At 51.7% G+C, this 23,770-nt stretch carries 20 protein-coding genes and 2 riboswitches; of the genes, 3 read left to right on the plus strand and 17 right to left on the minus strand.

Annotated features, from left to right (window positions below):
• Positions 1 to 276: 276 nt before the first annotated feature.
• The 15 genes from hisS to VMX96_03780 form a co-directional block, all read right to left on the minus strand.
• Positions 277 to 1,533 (minus strand): histidine--tRNA ligase, encoded by a 1,257-nt coding sequence (gene hisS, locus VMX96_03710; GenBank protein ID HUU63009.1) that lies wholly within the window; start codon positions 1,531 to 1,533, stop codon positions 277 to 279.
• A gap of 66 nt (positions 1,534 to 1,599) precedes the next feature.
• The gene (locus VMX96_03715; protein ID HUU63010.1) at positions 1,600 to 4,134 is read right to left on the minus strand and encodes a DUF2341 domain-containing protein; all 2,535 of its coding nucleotides are present in this window, start codon (positions 4,132 to 4,134) and stop codon (positions 1,600 to 1,602) included.
• Positions 4,131 to 4,694, minus strand: coding sequence for a hypothetical protein (locus VMX96_03720; GenBank protein HUU63011.1), 564 nt, complete (start codon positions 4,692 to 4,694; stop codon positions 4,131 to 4,133). Before VMX96_03720 ends, VMX96_03715 begins: the two co-directional genes overlap by 4 nt.
• A 98-nt stretch (positions 4,695 to 4,792) precedes the next feature.
• The gene (locus VMX96_03725) at positions 4,793 to 5,233 is read right to left on the minus strand and encodes a hypothetical protein (protein HUU63012.1); all 441 of its coding nucleotides are present in this window, start codon (positions 5,231 to 5,233) and stop codon (positions 4,793 to 4,795) included.
• Positions 5,234 to 5,261: 28 nt separating this feature from the next.
• Positions 5,262 to 5,346, minus strand: a riboswitch (cyclic di-GMP riboswitch).
• Between the two features lie 683 nt (positions 5,347 to 6,029).
• Positions 6,030 to 6,641: a response regulator gene (locus VMX96_03730; GenBank protein ID HUU63013.1), complete on the minus strand. Its 612-nt coding sequence runs from the start codon at positions 6,639 to 6,641 to the stop codon at positions 6,030 to 6,032.
• Between the two features lie 185 nt (positions 6,642 to 6,826).
• A complete protein-coding gene (locus tag VMX96_03735; protein ID HUU63014.1) occupies positions 6,827 to 7,438 on the minus strand; it encodes a response regulator in 612 nt (203 codons plus the stop codon).
• Positions 7,439 to 7,459: 21 nt separating this feature from the next.
• Entirely contained in the window at positions 7,460 to 8,953 is a 1,494-nt protein-coding gene (locus VMX96_03740; GenBank protein ID HUU63015.1) for a response regulator, read from the minus strand.
• Positions 8,950 to 10,872 (minus strand): PAS domain S-box protein, encoded by a 1,923-nt coding sequence (locus VMX96_03745; protein HUU63016.1) that lies wholly within the window; start codon positions 10,870 to 10,872, stop codon positions 8,950 to 8,952. The genes VMX96_03740 and VMX96_03745 overlap by 4 nt, the downstream gene beginning before the upstream one ends.
• 117 nt (positions 10,873 to 10,989) lie before the next feature.
• On the minus strand, positions 10,990 to 11,166 hold the full coding sequence (locus VMX96_03750) for a hypothetical protein (GenBank protein ID HUU63017.1): 177 nt from the start codon (positions 11,164 to 11,166) through the stop codon (positions 10,990 to 10,992).
• Between the two features lie 5 nt (positions 11,167 to 11,171).
• Positions 11,172 to 11,618 (minus strand): response regulator, encoded by a 447-nt coding sequence (locus VMX96_03755; protein ID HUU63018.1) that lies wholly within the window; start codon positions 11,616 to 11,618, stop codon positions 11,172 to 11,174.
• Positions 11,615 to 14,320 (minus strand): PAS domain S-box protein, encoded by a 2,706-nt coding sequence (locus VMX96_03760; GenBank protein ID HUU63019.1) that lies wholly within the window; start codon positions 14,318 to 14,320, stop codon positions 11,615 to 11,617. The genes VMX96_03755 and VMX96_03760 overlap by 4 nt, the downstream gene beginning before the upstream one ends.
• 386 nt (positions 14,321 to 14,706) lie before the next feature.
• Complete coding sequence (locus VMX96_03765; GenBank protein HUU63020.1) at positions 14,707 to 14,922, minus strand: MerR family transcriptional regulator; 216 nt, start codon at positions 14,920 to 14,922, stop codon at positions 14,707 to 14,709.
• Between the two features lie 88 nt (positions 14,923 to 15,010).
• Positions 15,011 to 15,096, minus strand: a riboswitch (cyclic di-GMP riboswitch).
• A 791-nt stretch (positions 15,097 to 15,887) separates the two neighbouring features.
• Complete coding sequence (locus VMX96_03770; GenBank protein HUU63021.1) at positions 15,888 to 17,000, minus strand: type IV pilus twitching motility protein PilT; 1,113 nt, start codon at positions 16,998 to 17,000, stop codon at positions 15,888 to 15,890.
• A gap of 4 nt (positions 17,001 to 17,004) precedes the next feature.
• The gene (locus tag VMX96_03775; GenBank protein HUU63022.1) at positions 17,005 to 17,613 is read right to left on the minus strand and encodes a response regulator; all 609 of its coding nucleotides are present in this window, start codon (positions 17,611 to 17,613) and stop codon (positions 17,005 to 17,007) included.
• 5 nt (positions 17,614 to 17,618) lie between these two features.
• Positions 17,619 to 18,065: a response regulator gene (locus VMX96_03780; protein HUU63023.1), complete on the minus strand. Its 447-nt coding sequence runs from the start codon at positions 18,063 to 18,065 to the stop codon at positions 17,619 to 17,621.
• Positions 18,066 to 18,236: 171 nt separating this feature from the next.
• On the opposite strand from VMX96_03780, the gene VMX96_03785 reads away from it, so the two are divergent.
• The 3 genes from VMX96_03785 (at position 18,237) to lexA (ending at position 21,654) form a co-directional block, all read left to right on the plus strand.
• The gene (locus VMX96_03785) at positions 18,237 to 20,366 is read left to right on the plus strand and encodes a bifunctional (p)ppGpp synthetase/guanosine-3',5'-bis(diphosphate) 3'-pyrophosphohydrolase (protein HUU63024.1); all 2,130 of its coding nucleotides are present in this window, start codon (positions 18,237 to 18,239) and stop codon (positions 20,364 to 20,366) included.
• Positions 20,367 to 20,378: 12 nt separating this feature from the next.
• Positions 20,379 to 20,666 (plus strand): 30S ribosomal protein S20, encoded by a 288-nt coding sequence (gene rpsT / locus VMX96_03790; protein ID HUU63025.1) that lies wholly within the window; start codon positions 20,379 to 20,381, stop codon positions 20,664 to 20,666.
• A 367-nt stretch (positions 20,667 to 21,033) separates the two neighbouring features.
• On the plus strand, positions 21,034 to 21,654 hold the full coding sequence (lexA, locus tag VMX96_03795; GenBank protein ID HUU63026.1) for a transcriptional repressor LexA: 621 nt from the start codon (positions 21,034 to 21,036) through the stop codon (positions 21,652 to 21,654).
• Positions 21,655 to 21,662: 8 nt separating this feature from the next.
• Here lexA and VMX96_03800 read toward each other — a convergent pair whose 3' ends face one another.
• Positions 21,663 to 22,718 (minus strand): zinc-dependent dehydrogenase, encoded by a 1,056-nt coding sequence (locus VMX96_03800; GenBank protein HUU63027.1) that lies wholly within the window; start codon positions 22,716 to 22,718, stop codon positions 21,663 to 21,665.
• 250 nt (positions 22,719 to 22,968) lie between these two features.
• Positions 22,969 to 23,562: a methyltransferase gene (locus VMX96_03805; GenBank protein ID HUU63028.1), complete on the minus strand. Its 594-nt coding sequence runs from the start codon at positions 23,560 to 23,562 to the stop codon at positions 22,969 to 22,971.
• Between the last annotated feature and the right edge of the window lie 208 nt (positions 23,563 to 23,770).

Below are 23,770 nucleotides of genomic sequence, written 5' to 3' on the forward strand. Positions count from 1 at the left end.
TGTGATCCAAATAGGGAAACCAAAATTCATGCTTGCCTTCGGAGGGAGGCCCTTCCCAATCTATATTTACCAGACATGGCTCAGAATGTGCCTCGCCTATCTCAGCGCTATGGCAGATGACTGGCTTGGCCAGTTTATATACCTTCTTTACCGTGAAACTCCCCCCCATACTCCGCTCGCTTTTCCTTACCTAATTTTATCACCGCTACTTCATCCTTTTTTAGTAAAAAAACCCCGAAGGGGGTCATTTATATTGTACCACAACCGAGCTATTTGTTAAACCTGCGTTAGCAGGGCAATCACCTCATCCACCGAAACCTCCCACTGCTCCCCCTCCACCATGTCCCGGTAGACCACCTTGCCGTTTTTAATCTCATCCTCTCCAAATATGAAGGCCTGGTCTGCCCCTGAGGCATTCGCCTGACGCATCTGGGCCTTCAGACTCTTTTGACCAAAGCTCCGGTAGACCGGTAGGCCGGCACCGCGCAACCGGGCAGTCAGCTTAACCGCCTCTTCTTTCGCCTTATCCCCCACGTAGGCAATGTATATCCCCTGCGCTTTGGGTGCCGGCAGGGTGATGTCATGCTCCTTCAGATTGAGCACGGTCCGCTCTATCCCCGCAGCGAAGCCGATGGCCGGTGTGGGCTTGCCCCCCAGCTCCTCGATGAGGTCATCGTAGCGACCACCGCCACCCAGGGCACTCTGTGCACCCCCGTCACCCTGAGGCTGGACCTCGAAGACAGTCCTTGTATAGTAATCCAGGCCCCGCACCAGACGATGGTTCTGCTTGAAGGGGATCTTCACAAGACGGAGATGCCCTAACACATCTTTGAAATGTTCTCTGCATTCGGGGCACAGGGACGCTGTGCTTTTAGGAGCACCGTTGGCTGCACCCTGACATGAGGGCTTCTTACAGTCAAGCAGGCGTATCGGATTCTTGCCATACCTTGTTTTACACTCGGGGCACAGCTGGTCGATATACTGGGAGTAATACCCCTTGAGCTTCTTTAGATAGACAGGGCGGCACTTCTTGCAACCGATGCTGTTTACCTGCATGGAAAGCCTGCGCAATCCGAGTGACTTGAAGAAGCACCGCGCCATCTCGATTACCTCGGCATCCAAGGCGGGGTCGCCCTCGCCCAGCGCCTCATAGCCAAACTGCCGATGCTGCCGGTATCTACCCTTCTGGGGCCGCTCGTATCTGAAGATGGAGGCAAAGTAATAGAGCCTTACCGGCAGGGGCAGGTTATGCATACCATGCTCCAGGTAAGCACGACATATCGGGGCAGTGCCCTCGGGGCGCAGGGTCATCATGTGACCACTGCGATCGTAAAAGCTGTAGGTCTCCTTCTCCACGATGTCCGTGCCCGGGCCGATGGTACGAATAAAAAGGCGGGAATCCTCGAAGACCGGGGTATCGATGCGTACGTAGCCATAACGCTGGCAAATCTCGGCTGCCCGCTCCTCCACGTATCTGAAGTAAGCCTGTTCCGCGGGCAGTACATCCGCTGTTCCTCTCGGTGCCTTATACAAAAGTCCCCTCTTAACTGGCTAGCATACACTAGGGTAAAGGGGTTGTAAAGGGTGCACAAGAAAGCTTTACCAGGAATACAAATCCCACACCTCATGTAAAACGGGGGTATTGGCGCTATCTGTAGTTGTCAGAGTTGCCCGCCACTGCTGATACCTCCCCGTTGGCAGGACAGAGGCATCCTGCCACGCCGGTGTGCCATTACCTTTTAGGAATATGGTATCCGATGCCCTAACCTCAAAGCTTATGTCGGTACCCGAGAGAAGCGTTTTGTCCCATCCCAGCAGGTCCCAGCCAGCATTCACTTCAGAGGTATCATAGACATTGGAGGCAATGGTGCTCGGGGAGTAAGCCTCTTCCGCCTCCACGCTGGCGCCCGGCTCCGGGTCGGCGTATTTGCGCCTCTCATAATGACACTTGATTTCATCCGCACTCAAAGCCCTATTGTAGATGCGGACCTCGTCAATCATGCCATCGAAATATCTCTGGCTAGCACCTGGCCTTCCGATTCTCAGATTGGTGTCCCAATCTGTCCTAGCGGTTTGGTCTCCTGTATCGTTTCCCACAGAAACCCCATCTAAGAACAGTTCTCCTGATGGTGATGAACCAGCATTCGTTACTATAAAAGCCACATGATGCCAATTGGTTGTATCTGAGAAAGAAGCATCTATCCTTATAACGTTTGGTTCTGATGCATCTTCATTGGTTCCATAAAAGCCTCCCACTATGTTATCCGCATCATAGGCACCAACATTTATGTGAGCTTCGTGATGTCCACTAGCACCAGCGCCCCATCCGTTTTCGGCTGACGGGCCTTCCCATAATAAATGATGTGCACCTGTTGTTGTATGTGTCTTGAACCAACATTCCCAAGTGAAATGGGTGGCTGTTTTCGACTCACCGCTTGTGGTTTGGATATAATCATCACTACCATCAAGATCGAGGGAGTCGCCATTGGAGAAGCGTACATCAGTTCTGCCATCCCAATAACCGCCATCTGAAGCTACCCACTCATCATTGTCTCCATTAGTAATCGTTCCATGATTTCCCTGTCCAGAACTGTCTGAAACATTTGTCCCAGATCCTTCGTCCATGTGCCACAATCCTACCAATCCAGACTCACCAAAATCCTTGGTGAACGTGTTATCAAAATTGGTAGCAGCGCTCGCCTCAGAATTACCATAGTACATGTAAATCCTTATACTTCCCGAAGGGATGGAGGACACTTTGACCCAGAACACCGCCGACGTGTTTGAAGTATAACTTTCCGTCCAATACGAGAGTAAAGTGGTACCATCGCTTGCAGTGAAGCGGATGTCATCGAAGTTGGACTGCATGTCAGCATCGTAGGTTACATCAACCCTGACCTGATAATCAGTCAGGGCAGAGCCCGAGTTACTTATGGTTACCGGGGCCCGCCGGCTCCAGGAAGCATCATACCAGTTAGAAACGGGATAATAGAGAATTTCCTCCGAGCCTACACTGGTGGTCGGCGCTGGGTCAGCGTATTTGCGAACCCTGACATTGTCAAATCTGCAATATGCCCCGTAATGGTTTGCCAAGCCAATCTCACCTGGTCCCGAATAGCTTGTGTCGGTTGCCGTGGACTTAAGGCTGCCATCGTTGTATATCTCAAACGTGGAGCCACTTATCACCAGTTTGGCTTCTTGCCACTGACCTGCGATACCAAATCTTGGCACCGATGTACCAAAAGTTCCCCACCCGCTGTACGGGGGCTTCAGCCACGGCGTTTCATCCCCAGAGCGACAATCCCACCTTCCTTTATATCCAGTATTTGCAGGATAATTCCCGCGGAATATAATTTCCGGAAGGGCATTTGTGTCTGGATAAATATCAGCCTCAATTACCCCGTCCTGAAATCCGGTGTAGGTCGCATCTGAGCCGATAGCGGCAAATCCATAGGGAGAGCTTGTTGTGCCTCCACTGATTTCCAGGCAGGGAGCGGGATTACCGACACTGGAGCTAATCGCAACGTCGGTATCGATGTGAATAGTCCACTTGCTTAAGTCCCCGGAAAAATCATCAAAGAAGACAAAGGTGTTCGTTCCATTGCTCGTAGTGCTAACGCTCGGATTCCCATAATACATATAGATGGTGGAGTCGCCAGCAGGGACAGAAGACACGTTGACCCAGAACACCGCAGAGGTGCTCACACTGTAACTCTCCAGCCAATATGAGAGCAAGGTGGTACCATTGCCCTCGGTGAAGCGAATATCATCGAAGTCGGACTGCATGTCATCGTCGTAGTTTACATCAACCCTGACCTGATATTCGGTGAGGGCAGAGCCAGAGTTACTTATGGTTACCGGTGCCCGCCGGCTCCAGGAAGCATCATACCAGTCCTCAGGCATTTCAAGCTTTACATCCCCAGGGCTCGAGGAGGTATCGACATTATTGAGAACGCCATCATTAAACTCTGACTCAGTGGTTACTACCCACAGGCCGAAGGAGCGATTGAAGTTCGATAGCCTCTTTGGGAGCAATTCGTGAGAGCTGAGGGCATACACATTACCGCTGCTGGTAAGAGCAAATAGCAGCGCTAGAGCAAGGAGAGGGAATATCCTGGTAAAAAGGTTTTTCATAAGCCATTAGCCCGATCACCGTTTTGATTCAGCGCTATGCTCAGCGAGTCTATATCCTCAAGCGGGAACTTCCGGGGCAGGGGCACGGCAACATACACAGTGGCGTCGGGGTCGATATCCACATACCGAATGACGCGGTTGACGGGTTCATCATTTATGTCGACATCTACAGCTACTTTATGGGGGCAGGTATCACCATTGGTAACCTTTACGATGACACCGCTCACCTTGCTAATGGCCTCTATAGCTTTCCCCTTGCTTCTCTTAGTAGCGTAAGCCAGGCGGTAATCATTCACCATGATGGAGTCCGCATTGGTGATTTTGCTCCTGATCTGACACACCGCGGGCTTGCTTGAAGCGAAAATTGTGATGCCGGCGCCGAGGACCGCAGCCCCGGCAATAACCGCCACCAGAATATAATCCCCCCATTTAATCACGCCCCCAATTAGGTAGCCATAACCTATTATCGCCACTGCAATTACAATCAAGGGGACTATGGCGATGCTGATTCCCTTGGAATCCCTCATCGCTGGATCCTTATAGCTTCTCGATTTACCCATCAGATCGCTCCCACCGGCGAAATCAACTCAGGGGGCTGAAGGGGCACCGCAAATCGGCACCCCCTCAGCCAATGATAACCCTACAGCTATCGATTACCTTAGCCCTCATCGGTTACTATTATTTTCAGCTCGTCTACATCTACCAGGGCAACATTGCTGCCGAGACTTACAGTAACCTCGGTAGTGGTTGATGCAGTAATAGTCTCGTCAGCTGCCGTCCCGCTGGCCTGGAGCGTGCTAGTGCCATCGAGAATGGCGACATCGATATCCGCCGTATGATTGGAAGTATCGGTATTATTCACCGTGACCTTTACCTGTGTTACCTCGGTTAGCTCACCATTGTAAACTAACTCATAGTCGGTCACCGACAAATCACCGGATTCCGAAATCGTCGCCTCTCCCGCCCAGGGCTCGGTGCCCGGCGTTACGGTATTCACCGTAAAGGCATAGGCGACACCGACGCCAGCCAGCAGCACTATCACCAGCAGCTCCACCGCTATGATAGGCCTCATGACTACCCTTTTATTCATCGCTTTCATCTCTCACCCCCTATATACAATAAAAACCGACCCTTACGGTCGGTTTTGCTATTGGCTCCGCGAAGCCCCAGCAACCATCTAACAGGCTACGCTTCTACGCCTCCGTAAAACAATTTCCCCCAGTTTTAAATGATCTTTTAATTTAGGTTCAACACCCCCTTCCCCGGCTAATTTTGGTCGCCACCGTTCCCCGAAGCTGGCAACCATTTAATTCATAACACCATAATTTTTTGCTCTATATAGCATATTATTTTATATATTATTATACTAAATCCGTATATTATATAACTTATAGTATACTTTGTCAATACCTTTTAAGCATAATTAAGCAAATTGCTTTATTATTATCCTAATCGGCACATCAAGTTTTACTGGCCAGTTGCGGATAGCTTGAACCATTTGGAGATTACAGGGCAATGACTTGGTGCCAACCGACTTTGGTGCTGGTTGTCATGCTAAACTTGTTTCAGCATCCCCACGTTTCATGACGGAATAACACTGAGATTGCCACGTCCCCCGACACGTCGGGGAACGCTTCGGCCTATATTGGGGCCGGGGGTCTGGGGGTCATCATCCGGCTTGACCGGATGATCCAGGGAGCATACTGAGCCAGTTTCTGGATTGCCCGATCGAGTCGGGCAATGACGGGTACGGTGTAGGGAGGGCAATGACAGTTAAAAAGTCGGCCAGCGGTTCTGAGGAAACACAACGAGTAATGAATCACCCCTCAGCAAGCTGAGGGGCATTTCACCAATTGCCAATCACTAATCTCTAATTGCCAATTACCCAACACGGCCTAGAATGACCTCTGACATTTCGGGCATACAAAATGCGCTACGAACCAGTGCCCATCGGTCCGGCTATAATCGGGCATAAGCTCCATAACTAATTCTTCTGAACAGTCAGGACAATTAAATGGCCCGGTTAGACCGATACCGTGCGCTAACTTTGTCGCATCTACCTTTTCTTCCTTCACCAGAACTCTACATGGGCTAATAGCTTTTCTGATCTCAGCCTGTTCCAGTATTGTGTCAATCTTTGTCATTACTTCGCTTGGCGAGTAAAAACCCTTTAGCAGATAGTCATTTGCTCCCAAATGCAGACCTTTGCGAATGTCCTCCCATTGACCCAATATGGTTAGAATAATAACAGGAATGTCTTTTATTTCATCGTCACAACGAATGTTTTTCAACACTTCCAATCCATGAATTCTGGGCAGCTTTAAATCCAGCAGGATCAGGTCCGGCTTCCCTGTCTTTGCCATTTGCAGTCCACTCTCGGCATCTTCAGCCATTAGAACCTTATAACCATAATCGGTGAGAGCATCCTCATACACCATCTTGAATACGGTTTCATCTTCGATAACTAATACCGTTCCCTTATTCACTTCGTTACCAGTGGTGCTCATATATTTTTACCTCGCATGTCTCTATTCCCAAAGCGGCATTTTCAATGCCTGGTAAATAAAAGCACCTTCCAGTCCATCAATTTTTCTACCTTCGGTAATATTCGGTTGAACCGCCACAAGCTCGGAATGACATATGGCTACAACCACCAATTACCAATTACGAATTGCCAATTACCCAACACGGCCTAGAACGACCTCTGACATTTCGGACACACAAAATGCGCTACGAACCAGTGCCCCTCGGTCCGGGTATAATCGGGCATAAGCTCCATAGTTAATTCTTCTGAACAGTCAGGACAACTAAATTGCTCGGCTAGACCGATATCTCTCCCCAAGTTAACTGCATCTGCCTTTGCTTCCTTCACCAGAAGTCTATATGAGCTAATGGCTTTTTTGATATCAGCCTGTTCCAGTATTGCGTCAATCTTCCTTAATACCTCGCGTGGCGAGTAAAAGCCTTTTACCAGATAGTCATTTGCTCCCAAATCCAGACCTTTGCGAATGTCCTCCCGTTGACCCAGTACTGATAGAATAATAACAGGAATGGCTTTTATTTCATCGTCATAACGAATGTTTTTCAACACTTCCAATCCATGAAGTTTGGGCAGATTCAAATCCAGCAGGATCAGGTCTGGCTTCTCTGTTTTTGCCATTTGCCATCCACTCTCGCCATCTTCAGCCGTTAGAGTCTTATAACCATAATTGGTAAGAGCATCCTGATACACCATCCTGAAAACGTTTTCATCTTCGATAATTAATATCCTTCCCCTATTCACTTCGTTACCAGTGGTGGTCATATACTTTTACCCCATATGTTTCTACTTAGATCGACCACGACGTTCTCTCGAAACCCTTAAAACAAAGGTGCTTCCTTCGCCAACAACAGAGGTTGCGGTAACATCCCCCTTCTGTGCCTTCATAAAATTCTTTGCAATATAAAGACCAATGCCCACACCGCCTCCTGCTATTGGGGGACCGTTAAGAACTTTCTCTTTGGTGAATAAATTGTTTAGAACTTTGTCGGACATTCCAGTCCCGGTATCCCTGACCTCAACAATCCCATATTTACCTTCCATGGTTATCTCATCAGTAATCCTAATGGTAATTGATCCTTTACCGGTGAACTTCACCGCATTATTGATGACATTGCTCAGTGCCTCAACCATCTTATCCACATCTGCAAGAACAACGATTCCTTCATCCACTTCCTCAAGCTTCAGGGCTAATCCCTTCTTCTTGATATCCTTCTGGTAATCTCGTAGGGCCAGGTCCACAATTTCCCTCAGCTTGACAGGCTCTATATCCACCGATAACACCCCGCGCTCAATCCTTGATACGTTGAGCAAATCGGTAACTAAACGGTGACTCCTGGAGCAAATCTCATACATCTCCTGAAGATACCGCTTTTGCTTGGTGGTCAACTCACCGGTCAGTCCCCCCAGCATGTTTTCTATACCCAGCTTTATTCCTACCACAGGTGTTTTCAATTGATGAGAAACAAGGGAAACAAAATCGCTTTTCATTGTCTCAATTTTCTTGCGCTCGGTGATATCCCTTAAGATTCCCACGAAGCCAACTGGATTGTCAGAAGCATCCCTCAACAATGCTCCAGTTAATTCAGCATCAAATTCGGAAAAATCTGCTCTCAGGGAAGTATATTCCAGATGCATGACTGTCCCATGCTCCAGAGTTCTCTGCATTTCGACTATCGCCGTGTTAATGTCACTTGCATTAAAAAACTCAAAGTAGTTTTTCCCCAGGATCTCATCCTTGGAGCCAACCCCGAGCATCTCCAGCATTTTGTCATTGAGTTCCGTGTAGGCGCCATTCAGGTCAAGAGTGAATATGCCATCGGTGGCAGACCTAAAAAGTTGCCGCATTTTCTCCTCCGACTTCCGCAGTGCCTCCTCCGACCGTTTGCGCTCCATAGAATAGCGCAGGGCACGCCACAGCAGCTTGCTATCGACATCGCCTTTGACCAGGTAATCCTGTGCGCCCTGGCGCACCGCTTCCACGGCAGTTACCTCATCATCCAGACCAGTAAGCACAATAATAGGCACCGCCGACGCCTGAGCGCGCACCTTGCCCAGTGTTTCCAGCCCCTGGCTATCGGGCAGGCCAAGGTCCAGGAGCACCACATCGATTCCTCCCTCTAGTAAGCGCTCCAATCCCTGGGACAGCCTGTCGGCGTGCTCAAGTTGATAATCTGCCTTTCCCGGTTCGGCCAGCATTTCCTGTATCAAACGAGCGTCACCGGGGTTATCCTCCACCAGCAAAATCCCAATAGTTCTGATAGCCTCTCCGGTTGTCACTGCTCTTCACCTCCTTTGGGTATTGTGAAATGGAATGTAGAGCCCTCCCCGGGCTGAGACTCCACCCAGATGCGCCCGCCGTGACGCTCCACAATCCTCTTGCAAACCGACAGGCCAATGCCGGTTCCGGGATACTCTTCCCTCCCGTGCAGGCGCTGGAAGATAACGAAGATGCGGTCGAAATACTCTGGGTTGATGCCAATGCCGTTATCGCCGACGGAGAAGAGGCACTCATTTGAATCCTGTTTGGCTGAGACATGAATACGCGGCTGCTCCTCCCCGCGAAACTTGATGGCGTTGCCCAGCAGGTTCTGGAATAGCTGAATCATCTGCGTTTCGTCGGCCATTACCCGCGGCAGCGGGTCATGGGTCACCCCGGCGCCGCTCTCATCAATGGTCACTTTCAGATTATCCAGCGCCTGTTTAAAGACGGACTCACACTCTGTTGGCTCAAAGGGCTTGCCGCGGGTACCCACGCGGGAATAGGACAGCAGGCTCTGGATCATGTTCTGCATCCTTTTGGAACCATCCACAGCGTAGGCGATGAACTCCTCCGCATCGGCATCCAGACTGCCTTTGTAGCGCTTCTCCAGTAGCTGGGTGTAACTGGCCACCATGCGCAGTGGCTCCTGCAGGTCATGTGATATTATATAGCCGAACTGTTCCAGTTCGGCATTGGAGCGCTCCAGATCGTGAAGCAGGCGCTCACGCTCCTCCTCCGCCCGCTTGCGCTCTGTGATGTCTTTATCTACGCCACGGTAACCTATTAAAGAACCTGTGTTATCTAATAGAGGCACACCGCTAGTTAGTAAGTAAACAAGCTCTCCGTTTTTAGTTAAATTCCAGTTTTCTAAATCAACGATCATTTCCTTTTTAGCTACAATTTGTTCGAAAATCTGACCAATATGCTTCGCTTCTTCTTCCGGCATCAGTTCAAAAGGGGTTTTACCAATAAGTTCTTCGGGAGAATATCCAAGAATCTGTTTAACGCGCCCTGATGTAAAAACGTATTTCCCATTGGCGTCAACTTCCCAAATCAAGTCTGCTGAACTCAGCGCTATATCCTCAAACCTCTTCTCAGATTCTTTCAGTTCCTCCTCCGCCCTCTTGCGCTCGGTGAAGTCCTGGGCAATGGCAACGAACCCGGTGGGATTTCCGTCGCTATCATGCATTGTGCCGATGATTAGATTAGTAGTACTTGAGCTACCAACATTAGGGGATACCTCATGCTCCATCCTTACCGGGCCGGTCTCCCCTCTAACTATCTTCTTCCCTTGACCTACTACCTTATCCCGGTCTTCGCGCGGTAGCAGTGAAAAGCCGTCTCGACCGATAATCTCCTCCCTGCCTAGCCCGGACATGTTAACTACTACATCATTCGCGTCCGTAATTTTACCCTGTAAATCCGTAACCACGATCCCATCGGTAATGGACTCAAACATTACCCGCAGCTTCTCCTCGCTCGCCTTAAGCTCCTCCACCGCCTCGGCCAGTTTCTGCTCAGTTGCCAGCTGTTCAAACGTTCGCTGAACGGCTATGGGCAGCCGGTCAAGAAATGTGGAGTCCTTCACCATATAATCCCGTGCCCCAAGCTTCATCATCTCCACGGCTAGCACTTCGTCACCTCGGCCAGTGACCACGATGAAGGGAACGCTGCACTTATTTTCGGCAAGGGCTTTAATTAGTTCGGCACCGGTCATGTCTGGCAGACCGTAGTCCAATAGTGCCAGTGCTGCCCGATTGCTAGCCAACCATTCGATCGCCTGCGCACCATTCAGGGCTCTTTCGACATGAAAGTTGAGGCGCTCTAGACGTCCCTGGATCAGACGTGATAAACCCTGGTCATCCTCAACGACGAGAATTGTACCGGACATCGGTTCTTCGCCTGCTCCGTTGCTATCCCTGGATTGCTTTTTCATCCTTTAGTTCTCCGTTGATTTTGGGCACTTCCACCGTACCTGTCATTGCCCGACTCGTCCGAATGAAATATCGGACTCCGATGCTTTGCTCGGAGATCGGGCAATCCAGAAATTGGTTCAGCATGATCCCTGGATCATCCGGTCAAGCCGGATGATGACCCCCAGACCCCCGGCCCCAATATAGGCCGAAGCGTCCCCCGATATATCGGGGTCGGGGCACCTTTTTTTCAGTAGTCTCTTATTGCCCTGCGCCCCCCCTCCCGTTGCCCTGATTGAAAGCCTTTCACTCTCCATTTCATTCACCGCGACGGCAGCCTGACGACCCTAAGCCAGAAATCCTCGATGGACCTAAACATGTTCATAAAGTTTTCCGGGTCAACCGGCTTGGTGATATAGCTGTTGCCGTGATTGTTGTAGGTATTGAGGATGTCCTCCTCGGTATTTGAGATTGTCATAATCACCACCGGGATGCGTCTGAGGTCGGTATCCCCCTTGATTTCGGCCAGCACCTCCCGACCATCCTTCTTCGGCATATTCAAATCCAGCAGGATGATGTCGGGAAGAGGCGCATCGGCATACCTGCCCTCCCGGTGCAGGAAGGCCATGGCCTCCTCGCCATCCACCACTGTGTGCAGGTTGTGGAGCACCTCGCTGCCTCTGAACGCTTCGATGACAAGGCGTACGTCACCGGGGTTGTCCTCCACCAGCAAAACATCAATGGGTCTTCCAACCTCTCCGGTTGTCACTGCTCTTCACCTCCTTTGGGTATTGCGAAATGGAATGTAGAGCCCTCTCCAGGCTGAGACTCCACCCAGATGCGCCCGCCGTGACGCTCCACAATCCTCTTGCAAACCGACAGGCCAATGCCGGTTCCGGGATACTCTTCCCTCCCGTGCAGGCGCTGGAAGATAACGAAGATGCGGTCGAAATACTCGGGGTTGATGCCAATGCCGTTATCGCTGACGGAGAAGAGACACTCATTTGAATCCTGTTTGGCTGAGACATGAATACGCGGCTGCTCCTCCCCGCAAAACTTGATGGCGTTGGCCAGCAGGTTCTGGAATAGCTGAATTAGCTGCGTTTCGTCGGCTATTACCCGCGGCAGCGGGTCATGGGTCACCCCGGCGCCGCTCTCATCAATGGTCAGTTTCAGATTGGCCAGCGCCTGTTCAAAGACGGACTCACACTCAGTCGGCTCAAAGGGCTTGCCGCGGCTACCCACGCGGGAATAGGACAGCAGGCCCTGGATCAGGTTCTGCATCCTCCTGGCACCATCCACAGCGTAGGCGATGAAATCATCAGCATCGGCATCCAGACTGCCCTTGTAGCGCTTCTCCAGTAGCTGGGTGTAACTGGCCACCATGCGCAGCGGCTCCTGCAGGTCATGCGAGGCCACATGGGCAAACTGTTGCAGTTCGGCATTGGAGCGCTCCAGCTCGTGAAGCAGGCTCTCACGCTCCTCCTCCGCCCGCTTGCGCTCGGTGACGTCCCGGGCGACGCCAACAAAATTGATGATATTTCTAGAGCTATCACGCAGCACGGCGGTGCTAAACTCGCTCTCAAATTCCCTGCCATCCCTGTTTACAAGCGTATACGACCGTACCCCCAGGGCATCTCCCTCTCCCAGTGTCTGCGCCATGTCCAACACGATCTTATCACGATCTTTCTTAGCTATAATAGTTTCAAGGACATTTCGTCCCACTAGCTCTTCCTTGGTGTATCCGGACATGCGGGCTGCTGCCTCATTCACCTGTACAAAACGTCCCTCCAGGTCGATGACGGCAACCGCATCGCCTATGGATTCAAATGTAATGCGCATTTTTTCCTCTGACTCCCTAAGCGCCTCCTCCGCCCGCTTGCGCTCGGTGATGTCGGTTATCACTCCAGTAACGCCGATTACACGGTCTTCCTCGAAGACGGGGTGGTTGGAGGAACGCACCCAGCGGACTTCACCTGACTTGGTCACAACCCGAAACTCACCTGTCTCGCTATTTCCGGAGAGGGTGTTCATGAAACCCTCTGTGGCCGATTGCAGGTCCTCCTGATAAATGAAATCGGCAAATGAGCTGCCGATTAACTCTGAAGGAGTGTATCCCAGGACTGATTCTACTACGGGGCTGATATATGTAGTTACCCCGTTCGCATCCACTGAGTAGATGACATCGCTTATGCTCTCCACCAGGTCTCGGTACTTTGCCTCGCTCTCCCTGAGCGCATTCTCCGCCTTCTTGCGCTCGGTAAAGTCCTGGGCAATGGCAACGAACCCGGTTGGATTTCCCTCGCTATCATGCATTGTGCCGAGGATTAGATTGGTGGTACTTGAGCTACCAACCTTGGGGGATATCTCATGCTCCATCCTTACCGGGCCGGTCTCCCCTCTAACTATCTTCTTCCCTTGATCCACTACCTTATCCCGGTCTTCACTCGGTATCAGTGAAAAGCCGTCTTTACCGATAATCTCCTCCCTGCTTAGCCCGGACATGCGAACCACTACATCATTCACGTCTAAAATTATACCCTGCAAATCGGTAACCACAATCCCGTCGGTAATGGATTCAAACATTGCACGCAGCTTCTCCTCGCTCGCCTTAAGCGCCTGCTCCGCCCGCTCGCGCTCGGCGATGTCACGAATAATACCACGGAACCCCACCGGCTCACCTGAGGGCCCGCTCATCAGGGATATGGACGCCTCAACGAAACTCTTTGTCCCGTCTTTCCTGATAACCTGCCAACCGAATGCTCTGGCCGGTTCCCCTGTCCGGTAGACCCGGTTAAAGGTCTCATACACCACCTTGGCCGTCTCATCGCTCATATACTGGCGGTTATTCATTCCCATCATTTCATCACGGGGATATCCATTAATCCCGCACAAGGAATCATTGAAAAAGGTGAGGTTCCCGGCGAGGTCAACCTCATAGTAGCCCTCTTCGATGGTCTCAAGGACCGTTCGATATCTTTCCTCGCTCTCCCTGAGCTCCTCCTCCGCCCGCCTGCGCTCGGTGATGTCTCGAAAAACACTAATGAATCCCGTTGTATTTCCAGCGCTATCAAGCAGCAGAGAGGCGCTGGCCTCTGCATCATATTCTCTCCCGTCTTTGTCTACAAACATATACTCATGTGCAGGGCCATACCCCTGTTCCACTGCCTTCATCGCGTTCTCAATTGCCCTGGCGCGGTCCTTTTCGGCAATGAATTCGAAGCCAGTTCGTCCAATAACTTCTACCCTATCACTGTAGCCTTGCAGACGAACTGCGGCCTCATTCTCGTCTATTATTTGGCCCTCTAAATCACTGACTATAATTCCATCTGTAATGGATTCAAATATTACACGCAGCTTCTCCTCGCTCTCCCTCAGCGCCTCCTCCGCCCGCTCCAACTCGGAAACCCTCTTTCGCGTTTTCTCCAGTTCACGTACAAACTGTTCTTTAGTCTCGTTTTGCTTTTTCATCGTCTTGTGCCTCACAAATTGGTTAAATGGTTAACTGGGTTATTGGTTCGTTGCTTACCTCCCCTGGCTCTGGTGATGTAAGCGTTTAGCTTCAACAATAACCGGTCTTTCACTTCAACTGTGCCAGCATACTCGTCAGCATTTATCAAGTTTTGAGTTTCCGCTCTATCGAGCTAGAACCTGGTTTCATACGAGAAACATGACGTATTTCAAATAGGTGACGCATCCGGCTAAATGTAGCCTGTGCTGGACTCTCCCTTCCAAAACTGCGCTCCGGTATTGGCCAAAATCTATGTTCCTGTTCCTGTTCCTCTTTATCTTGTCCAGAAGGAATTTAAAAATCCCTATCCACTTTCATTTACTTTTCCAGTTCCTCAACGCATGACCTATCGACGTGTATCTAAATGGACCCTGTTGGCCTCAGCCCTCATCTTTTCGATATCCTCCTCAGTGAATAGTCTCCATCCCCTTCTATCTCTGGAGGCCATATCCTCGACAATGCCCTCCTTCAGCCAACGGAAGAAGGTGGCTCGGCTTATGCCAGCTATCTTACAGGCTTCCAGGGTCCTGTAGTAGGTTTGACCATTAATTCTCGTTGACATGTTACAGTCTTCTTAAGATATATTGAGATATCTCATTTCCTTATATAAAAAAACCCTTCTCCATCGAGAAAGGCTCTCCATAATATCCTTCAGCAGCCCGGCTATCCTGGCCCTTAAAGCCTCGGACCCGTGGCTTTGCGCCCCGCGATCTCCCGCGGTTTGCCTTTCCCGGACTAAAATATTCAGTTGTCCCACAATTCTATTTGTATACTGGCAATTCTCATGAATTTGTTATCTTAATATTCAACTGCTCGGTTTGTCTGTCGGAAGAGTGTGTCTTCTTGCATGGCGAAAGACACTACATTTTTTGGTATATCCTGCATAAATATTCTGTATTACAATATTATTTCAATTTTATTTTGCGAAAATATACCATAGTAAAGTATTTTTGTCAAGTGCTTTTTTACGGTGTTTAAGACATTGGCGTCATAGAACCGCTGGCCGACTTTTTAACTGTCATTGCGAGAACCCCTCCGCCTTGCGAGAGTCCGATTTATCGGACGATTTAGGCCGAAGCGTCGGCCGACCTGTCGGCCTCGGGGGACGTGGCAATCTTATTTATGTCCTTCCATGAAACAAGGGATGCTGAAATAAGTTCAGCATGACAACGTGGAGATTGATGGCGTGATATTCAGGAAAAAGCGGTCAATATGTCCCCGAACGCCTATGCCATTCCGACCGCCAGCGGCACCACGGAGGATGATAATGTTGCATTTTCGCTCCGGCTTTATCTGTCAGTACTACGGAAGCAGGAACCCGGAGACCGATGGGCCTGGATTCCCGCCTGCGCGGGAATGACATGGGCGTAGAGTTCATCCAGACATATCCAAGCTCTATTTTCGTGGCAATGACATAGGGCAGCATGCGGCGCTTTTCGACGGGGGTTGTGGTTTTACGTTCGGCTCGCAATGACAGAGGTCGGAGCAGATGCTCCGACCTACCCACAATCCCAGATCCTTCACAGCCTATCTCTTTTCAAATCCGCGATACTTAACAGAAGGGCCTCCTAGCGAAGCACTCTGTCTATCTACTTCGGCAGGGTGTTTATACGATCTGTTGGTCCTGACGGACGCTTCCTCCCAGGTGATGACACCGGACCTCGAAAGATCATCCAGGTGTTGATCCATGGTATTCATGCCGTATTGCCCACTAGTTTGTATATAAGTGGGAATCTGTTCGCTCTTGCCCTCTCTTATCAGATTCCGGATAGCATCAGTGGCGAGCATCACCTCGAAGACAGCTACCCTGCCCCTACCGTTAGCTTTGGGCAATAGAATCTGCGACAGCACACCTTCCAGAGCCAGGGCTAACTGAGTCCGAATTTGTGTCTGCTGGTGCGGGGGAAAAACATCAATTATGCGGTCGATGGTTTGAGGTGCATTCGGAGTATGCAACGTGCTCAATACCAGGTGGCCCGTTTCAGCAGCCGTGACCGCCGTAGCTATGCTTTCCAGGTCCCGCATTTCTCCAACAAGGATAACGTCAGGGTCCTGGCGAAGCACATGTTTAAGCGCAGAGGCGAAGGACTTGGTATCGTCCCCCAGTTCCCGCTGGGCAATAATGCATTTGTCGTTGCTATGCAGGTACTCAATCGGGTCCTCGATGGTTATCACGTTTCGTGTTTCGTTCTTGTTCAGGTGGTCGATCATGGCGGCTAATGTCGTGGACTTTCCGCTTCCAGTGGGGCCGGTTACCAGTACCAGGCCCTTTGGCTTGAGCACCAGCGTCTTGCAAACGTCGGGAAGACCCAGCTCATCGATAGTGGGTATTTTCACCGGGATCTTACGAAAGGCCAGGTTTATTGTCCCTCGCTGGAGGGAGGCATTGACCCTGAAACGGGCTAAACCGTGAATGCTGTAGGCTAGATCCAGCTCGAGCTCTTCGTGGAAAGTCTCTCTCTGGGTTTCGGTGGTTATATTCTCTAGGGCTTCCCTCATATCCTGGGGCGTGATAGCGGTTAATCCATCTAAAGGCATCAGATGACCATCGATGCGAATAATAGGGGAACTCGGCACCCTCAGATGCAGGTCCGAGGCCCCTTTCTCTACCATAACACGCAACATTTCATCTATGTTCACGTTGTTAGCCCTTCCGGTTATCCTCATTAATGGCCTGGAGGAATGCTTCAACTAACTGGGGATCCAATTGGTTTCCGGAGCAGCGTCTGATTTCCTCCATCGCCTCATACACTCTATCCAGGGCATTGTTCAGCGCTCCGTCCATATTCAGGGAATGGCTTACAGCCTGGGCAACGGCATAGAGAGCCTCCACCCGCTTGCTATAGCGCTTGGCATCCTCCACCGCCCGCTTGCGCTCAACAGAATAGCGCACGGCACGGTACAGCACCTTGCTGTCGACGTCTCCTTTGACCAAATAGTCCTGTGCGCCGTGACGTATTGCTTCGACGGCAAGCGTTTCATCATCGAAACCGGTCAGCACCACAACCGGCACTGCTGGTACCTGAGCCTGCACCTTTTCGAATGCGTCGAGCCCCTGGCCATCAGGCAGGCTAAGGTCCAACAAGACCACATCGACTCCTCCATTTTTAAGGTGCTCCAACCCTCTGGACAGCCGGTCGGCATACTCGACTCGAAACCAGGCTTCGCCCGCTTCGGTCAGCATCTCCTGTATCAGGCGGGCATCTCCTGGGTTGTCCTCGATAAGCAGGACCTCGATCTTCTCACTTTCCATTTCATTCACCGCGACGGTAGTCTAACGACGGTAAGCCAGAAATCCTCGAGAGACTTAAACATGTTCATAAAGTTCTCCAGGTCAATTGGCTTGGTTATATAGCTGTTGACGTGCAGGTTGTAGGTATTGAGGATGTCCTCCTCGGAATTTGAGATAGTCATTATCACCACCGGGATGCGCCTGAGGTCGGGATCCCCCTTTATCTCGGCCAGCACCTCCCGGCCATCCTTCTTGGGCAGATTCAAATCCAGCAGGATGAGGTCCGGAAGAAGCGCATCGGCATACCTGCCCTCCCGGTGCAAGAAGGCCATGGCCTCCTCGCCATCCCCCACTGTGTGCAGGTTGTTGGGCGCCTCGCTGTCCTTTAACGCCTCAATTGCAAGGCGTGCGTCACCGGGGTTGTCCTCCACCAGTAAAATCTCAAAGGTTCTGATAGCCTCTGCAGTTGTCACTGCTCTTCACCTCCCTTCGGGGCAGTTTTGCATAATCTATATTATACTATTTTATACACTATTATATTATTTATAACATATAATTAAGTATTTGTCAAGAATATTATCATGTTGTTACAGATAATTGCTAAACCGCCATACCTGCGGTATACTAAAGTCGGATGTAACGCCATGGCAAAGAAGACCGATATCAGGGCGCTTATCGATAAGACGCAGGAGTATCTGGCCAGCGAGACCCTGGTGCTCATCGAGGATGCCTACGAGTTTATCTCCCGGGCATGCCAGGGGGATGTGGAACATGCCCTTAACACCGCGAGCACCATCGCTGAGCTTCAGCTAGATGAGCAATGTATCGCTGCGGCGTTACTTCATGAAGCGCCCCAGCGATGCGGGGTAACCCTGACCCAGATAGAGGATGAGTTTGGCCCCGATGTGGCAAAGCTCGTTGAAGGGCTGACGAAACTGGACAAGGTCTCATGGCCCGAGGAGCTCAAGCCCAAAAAGGGCACCATCGATATCGAAACCCACGCCGAGAGCCTGCGAAAGATGCTGGTGGCGATGTCCGAGGACATCCGGGTGGTGTTTATCAGGCTTGCCTGTCGGCTGCACGAGATGCGCTTCCTGAAGCGGACGCCCCCCTCGAAGCGGCGTGCCATCGCCCAGGAGACCATGGAGATCTACGCCCCGGTAGCCCATCGCCTGGGCATCTGGCAGCTAAAGTGGCAGCTTGAGGACCTAGCCTTCCGCTATCTGGAGCCTGAGAAATACCGTAACATCGTTAGATTCGTCGCCTCCCAGCGGGGGGAGAGGGAGAGGTATATAGCTCAGGTAACCAGAATACTCAAGGAGGAGTTGAGGAAGGCAGGGATAGAGGCAGAGGTTACGGGGAGGCCGAAGCACATGTACGGCATAAATAGAAAGATGGAGAAGTATGCCTCCCAGGGCAAGGAGTTTAGCGATATCTACGACCTTTTGGGTTTCCGAGTCCTGGTGAGTGAGGTGGCCGATTGCTATAGCGCCCTGGGGGTGGTACACAGCCTCTGGCGCCCACTGCCCAAGGAGTTTAACGATTACATCGTACAGCCTAGAGGTAGGGTATATCGTGCGCTTCATACTACGGTAATGTGCCTGGGAACTACACCCCTCGAGATACAGATTCGTACCCATGAGATGCACCAGGTCGCCGAATATGGCATCGCCGCTCACTGGCGCTATAAGGAGGGGACGAAAGGGGACGCGGTGTTTGAGGAGAGGCTGGCAGTACTACGTCAGCTCCTTGATTGGTACAAGGATGTTGGTGGCACCGAGTTCATTGAGTCCATAAGTGCCGATGTCTTTGGCGACCGCGTTCTGGTATATACCCCCACGGGGGATATAGAGGACCTGCCCACGTCCTCCACCCCCCTCGATTTCGCCTATCGGGTCCACACCGACCTGGGTCATCGCTGCATTGGGGCAAAGGTTAATGGTAAAATGGTCCCCCTGACCTACCATCTCCAAAATGGCGATACCGTGGAGATCCTGTCTACCAAGGGGGGTAAGGGGCCGAGCCGTGATTGGCTCAACCCCGCCCTGGGCTACCTCAAGACATCACACGCCAGGGAAAAGGTCAGGCAGTGGTTCAGGAAGCAGGAGCGCAGCGAGAACATCCAGCGGGGCAGGGAACTTCTGGAGAAGGAGCTGCGGCGGCTGGGAATATCCATATCCGAGGTGGAGCTTGCCGAGCTGTTCAAGCGTGCCAGCGTGGATGATTTCTTTGCCGCCATCGGCTATGGTGACATCAGCACACATCAAATTGCCACCAAGCTCGCCGTGCAGCAAGAGAAACCGCTCCCCCAGGTTGCGCCGCCCAAGCAGGGAGCTCCCCCAGCAGTTCAGGTGATGGGAGTGGGGGACCTGTTGACCCGCATCGCCCCCTGCTGCAATCCGTTGCCCGGCGAGGAGATCATCGGCTATGTAAGCCGCTCAAAGGGGATAAGCGTCCACCGCAGGGACTGCCCTAATATAGCTCACATAGATGAGAAGGAGCGCTTAATTGGGGTGGAATGGGGTCCTCGGGAAGAGTTTCATTCCGTGCCGGTTCATATTGAGGCGTTGAATCGGGTGGGCCTACTTCGGGATATTTCCGCCCTCGTCGCCGAGGAGGGGGTGAACATAGCTGCGGCGAATGTAGCCGACCACGAAGACCACACCACCTTGATATTACTCACCCTTCAGACCAAAGGTATCGAGCAGTTAAGCCGGCTCTTCTCCAAGCTGGAGGGTGTGCGCGGGGTGCTCAGCGTGACACGACACACATAGGAGGTATGAAGCTTGACCAATAAAAAATCAGCAGAGAAGTCAGCAAAAGTGGCTGAAAGAAATGCACAGCGCAATAGACCCGTTCGCAGCTCGGTGAAGACCGCCGTCACCAAGGCAAGGAAGCTGATCCTACAAAACGATCTCGATGCCGCTCAGGTAGCAGTAAAGGATGCAGCACAGGCTCTGGACAAGGCAGCCCAAAAGGGGGTGCTCCACCCCAATAATGCCGCCCGTCGCAAGTCCCGCCTCATGAAGCAGCTTAACCAGGCGCTCGCCGCCGGCACCAGGCAGGAAGATTGAGCCAGGCCACTGGCGACTGAAGAAACGCATCCCCTGAGAGCGATACCCTCTATCCTGAGGGAATCCCCCTATATAGCTGATTTCCTCCACCTTGTCATGCTGAACTTGTTTCAGCATCCCTTGTTTCATGACAAAACATCGCTGATTATGAAACAGGAACCCGGTGACCGATCGGCCTGGATTCCCGCCTGCGCGGGAATGACAAGGGTGTAGGGTTCATCCGGACAGATAATGGTATTTTCGTGGCAATGACTGTGAAAAGTCGGGTTGCTGTGATGCATCACTGAATGTGCTGGACAAGTAAGATGGGTTGACAAAAACCCCTATCCGTGTTAATCTCTTAGAACATGTGTTCGAGGAGAGAGGAATGAAACAGCTTTCTGACAAGCAGTCTCGCATCCTAAATTTCCTCCACCGCTTTCTACATGAGCAGGGTTACCCGCCCACCATCAGGGATATCCAGAGCGGGTGCCAGATAAGCTCCACATCGGTGGTGGAATACAACCTGAGGATTCTGGAGCGGGAGGGGCATATCCGAAGGGCCCGGGAGATTTCCCGCGGCATTGAGCTGGGGGTGCGGCGAGTCGTGCGCGTACCTATCGTCGGGCACATCGCCGCCGGCGAACCGATACCCGTGCCCACCTCCGATAGCTGGAACACGGAGGAGTTGGAGTCCCTGGAGCTCACCGAGGAGCTCACCAGGGGCAAAGAGGGGGTCTATGCCCTCAGGGTGAAGGGAACATCGATGATCGATGCCCTGATCGGAGAGGGAGACCTGGTGCTGATGCAGCAGGCGGCCACCGCAGAGAACGGGGAGATGGTCGCCGCCTGGCTGAAACGAGATGGGGAGGCTACCCTTAAGCGATTTTACCTGGAATCAGGGCGAGTCCGCCTGCAGCCGGCCAATGAGGATATGCCACCCATCTATGTCGACCCGAAGGACGTGTTAATACAGGGAAAGGTCATCGGTGTCCTCAGAAAAGTGTAGTGAATGCACTAACGCTGGGGCTCGATGATGACCTTCATGGACTCCTGGGCGGCAGTCACGAGCTGAAAGCCCAGTACCGTCTCCGCCAGGCTCAGGCGGTGGGTTATCATCTCGCCAAAGCGCACCCTGCGACTGCGGATCAGTTCCAGCGCCGTTGCATAATCGGCGGGGCTGCCGGCATAGGATGTGGTAAGCGTTATATCGTTCTTGTAGAAGAGCTTCGTCACCGGTACGGGTAGGGTTACAGAGGGCTCTGTCGCCGCGAAAAAGAGAACTGTGCCCCCGCGCTCCACTGAATTTAGCGCCTGAGCCAGGGCAGATGGCGCTCCGGTGCATACCACCACCAGGTCAGCAAGGCGACCGTCGTTTAGCTGGCGAAGGCGAGCCGGTACATCCTCCTCCGCATGGATGGTTGCATCGGCCCCAAACCGCTTCGCCGCCTCCAGTCGATATGGCGTTATGTCGGTGGCTACAACACGAGATGCCCCCAGCTTAACCGCCAGTTGAACATGAATCAGCCCGGCAATGCCGCTCCCGATGACGAGCACGCTCTGTCCCGGCTGGAGGCGCGCTATCCTTTGCCCGCGCAGCACGCAGGCCAGCGGCTCGGTAAAGCACGCCTCCTCGAAGGATACCTCATCGGGCAAGCGAAATACCCCGCGGTCCACATTGATTGCGGGCAGCCGCAGGAACTCGGCGAAGCCACCTGGGTCGAAATGCGTACGTCGCAACGTTTCGCAGACGGTGTGATGGCCGCTCAGGCAATAACGACAGGTATTGCAGGGGACATGATGGGCTGCAGTTACCCGCTCTCCTTTTTCAAACTCCCCCACACCCTTTCTCGAGCTCTCTACCCCCACCCCCTCCCCCACATCGACAACAACGCCAGCGATCTCATGGCCCAGAACCAGGGGAGCCCTGGGGACACGATCCCATTCCATCACATCGCTGCCACAGATGCCGCAAGCTTCCACTCGCACCAGAAGCTCGCCGGGGCCAATCTGTGGTACGGGCATCTCCTCCACCCGCACATCATGGTTATTGTAATAAATTGCGACACGCATGGTTATTTCTCCATTCCACCTAGCATTTTCGCCGTTTACGAAATGCCGGCGTCATTTAGTCAAACATCATAAATAAGCTTTAATAAAGAGAATGCTGAAATAATCTCAATCAACCCCCTAATCCCCCAATCTTGGGGGATTTTTTAAAGCTGGGGGACACCCCCAGACCCCCGGCAGGAAGTATCCTGCACCTCTTTTTCAGCGGCCTCATAATATATCACCATCGTTTCCTCTAAGACAATGAATTATGTCAATTTGTATTTCTCCTGGGTATGAGAAAGCCCGTATTTCTCTTATACTCCATATACTGCTCTCCATAGCGAATAACGAGATCTTTTTCCTCCGCCCGGCACAGCACATAGAAGATTGGTAACCAGATGAACGAGAATAGCACCAGGAATGGGGAGTTCAATACGAATGCAATTACCCACCAGTACGTAACCTCGCCGGTCGCCTGAGGGTGCCGAACCTTCCGATAAATACCTCCGTAGAGCGTGTGCTCTTTTCTCGGCTCCATCGTTTCCTTACCGGCATCCTTTGTTCCGCGCCACCACAGATAACCGCCGGGAATGGCAATTGCAATCGCTATGATTACTGAAATCCACCAATCCCATGGAAAGGTCTCGAGGAGTTGGAGTGGCAGGGGATAAAAGAAATATACTATATAGTTGGCAGCAGCGATTATCTCAAAGGCCGAAGCTATTATCCTGTACTGCGTACATTTAGCGTAAGCAACCTCACCGATCTTCTTTTCTAATGCAGCAGGGCTTACACTCTTCACATAGAAATACAAGAAAAGTAAAGCCGCAAGGAGTAATGAGACAAAATTAATCCAAGCTATCACGTTTATCCACGTTAAACAGACTTGCTGCGGCGATTTCGGATAACAGCCATGTAGGCAAAGTCAGGGTTCGCCCGATCCAGCTGTTGCTCTCGTTTGCCAACCTTCAAGCTGTACTTATGGTACCCCTGCGGCAGTAGGATGGAATCGATTTATTGCGCCCTAACGTACTCGTTCCTTTTGCATTTCCCTCTGCTATCTCGAACGCTGC

The sequence above is a fragment of the Dehalococcoidia bacterium genome (genome assembly GCA_035528575.1).
GTDB lineage: Bacteria > Chloroflexota > Dehalococcoidia > E44-bin15 > E44-bin15 > DATKYK01.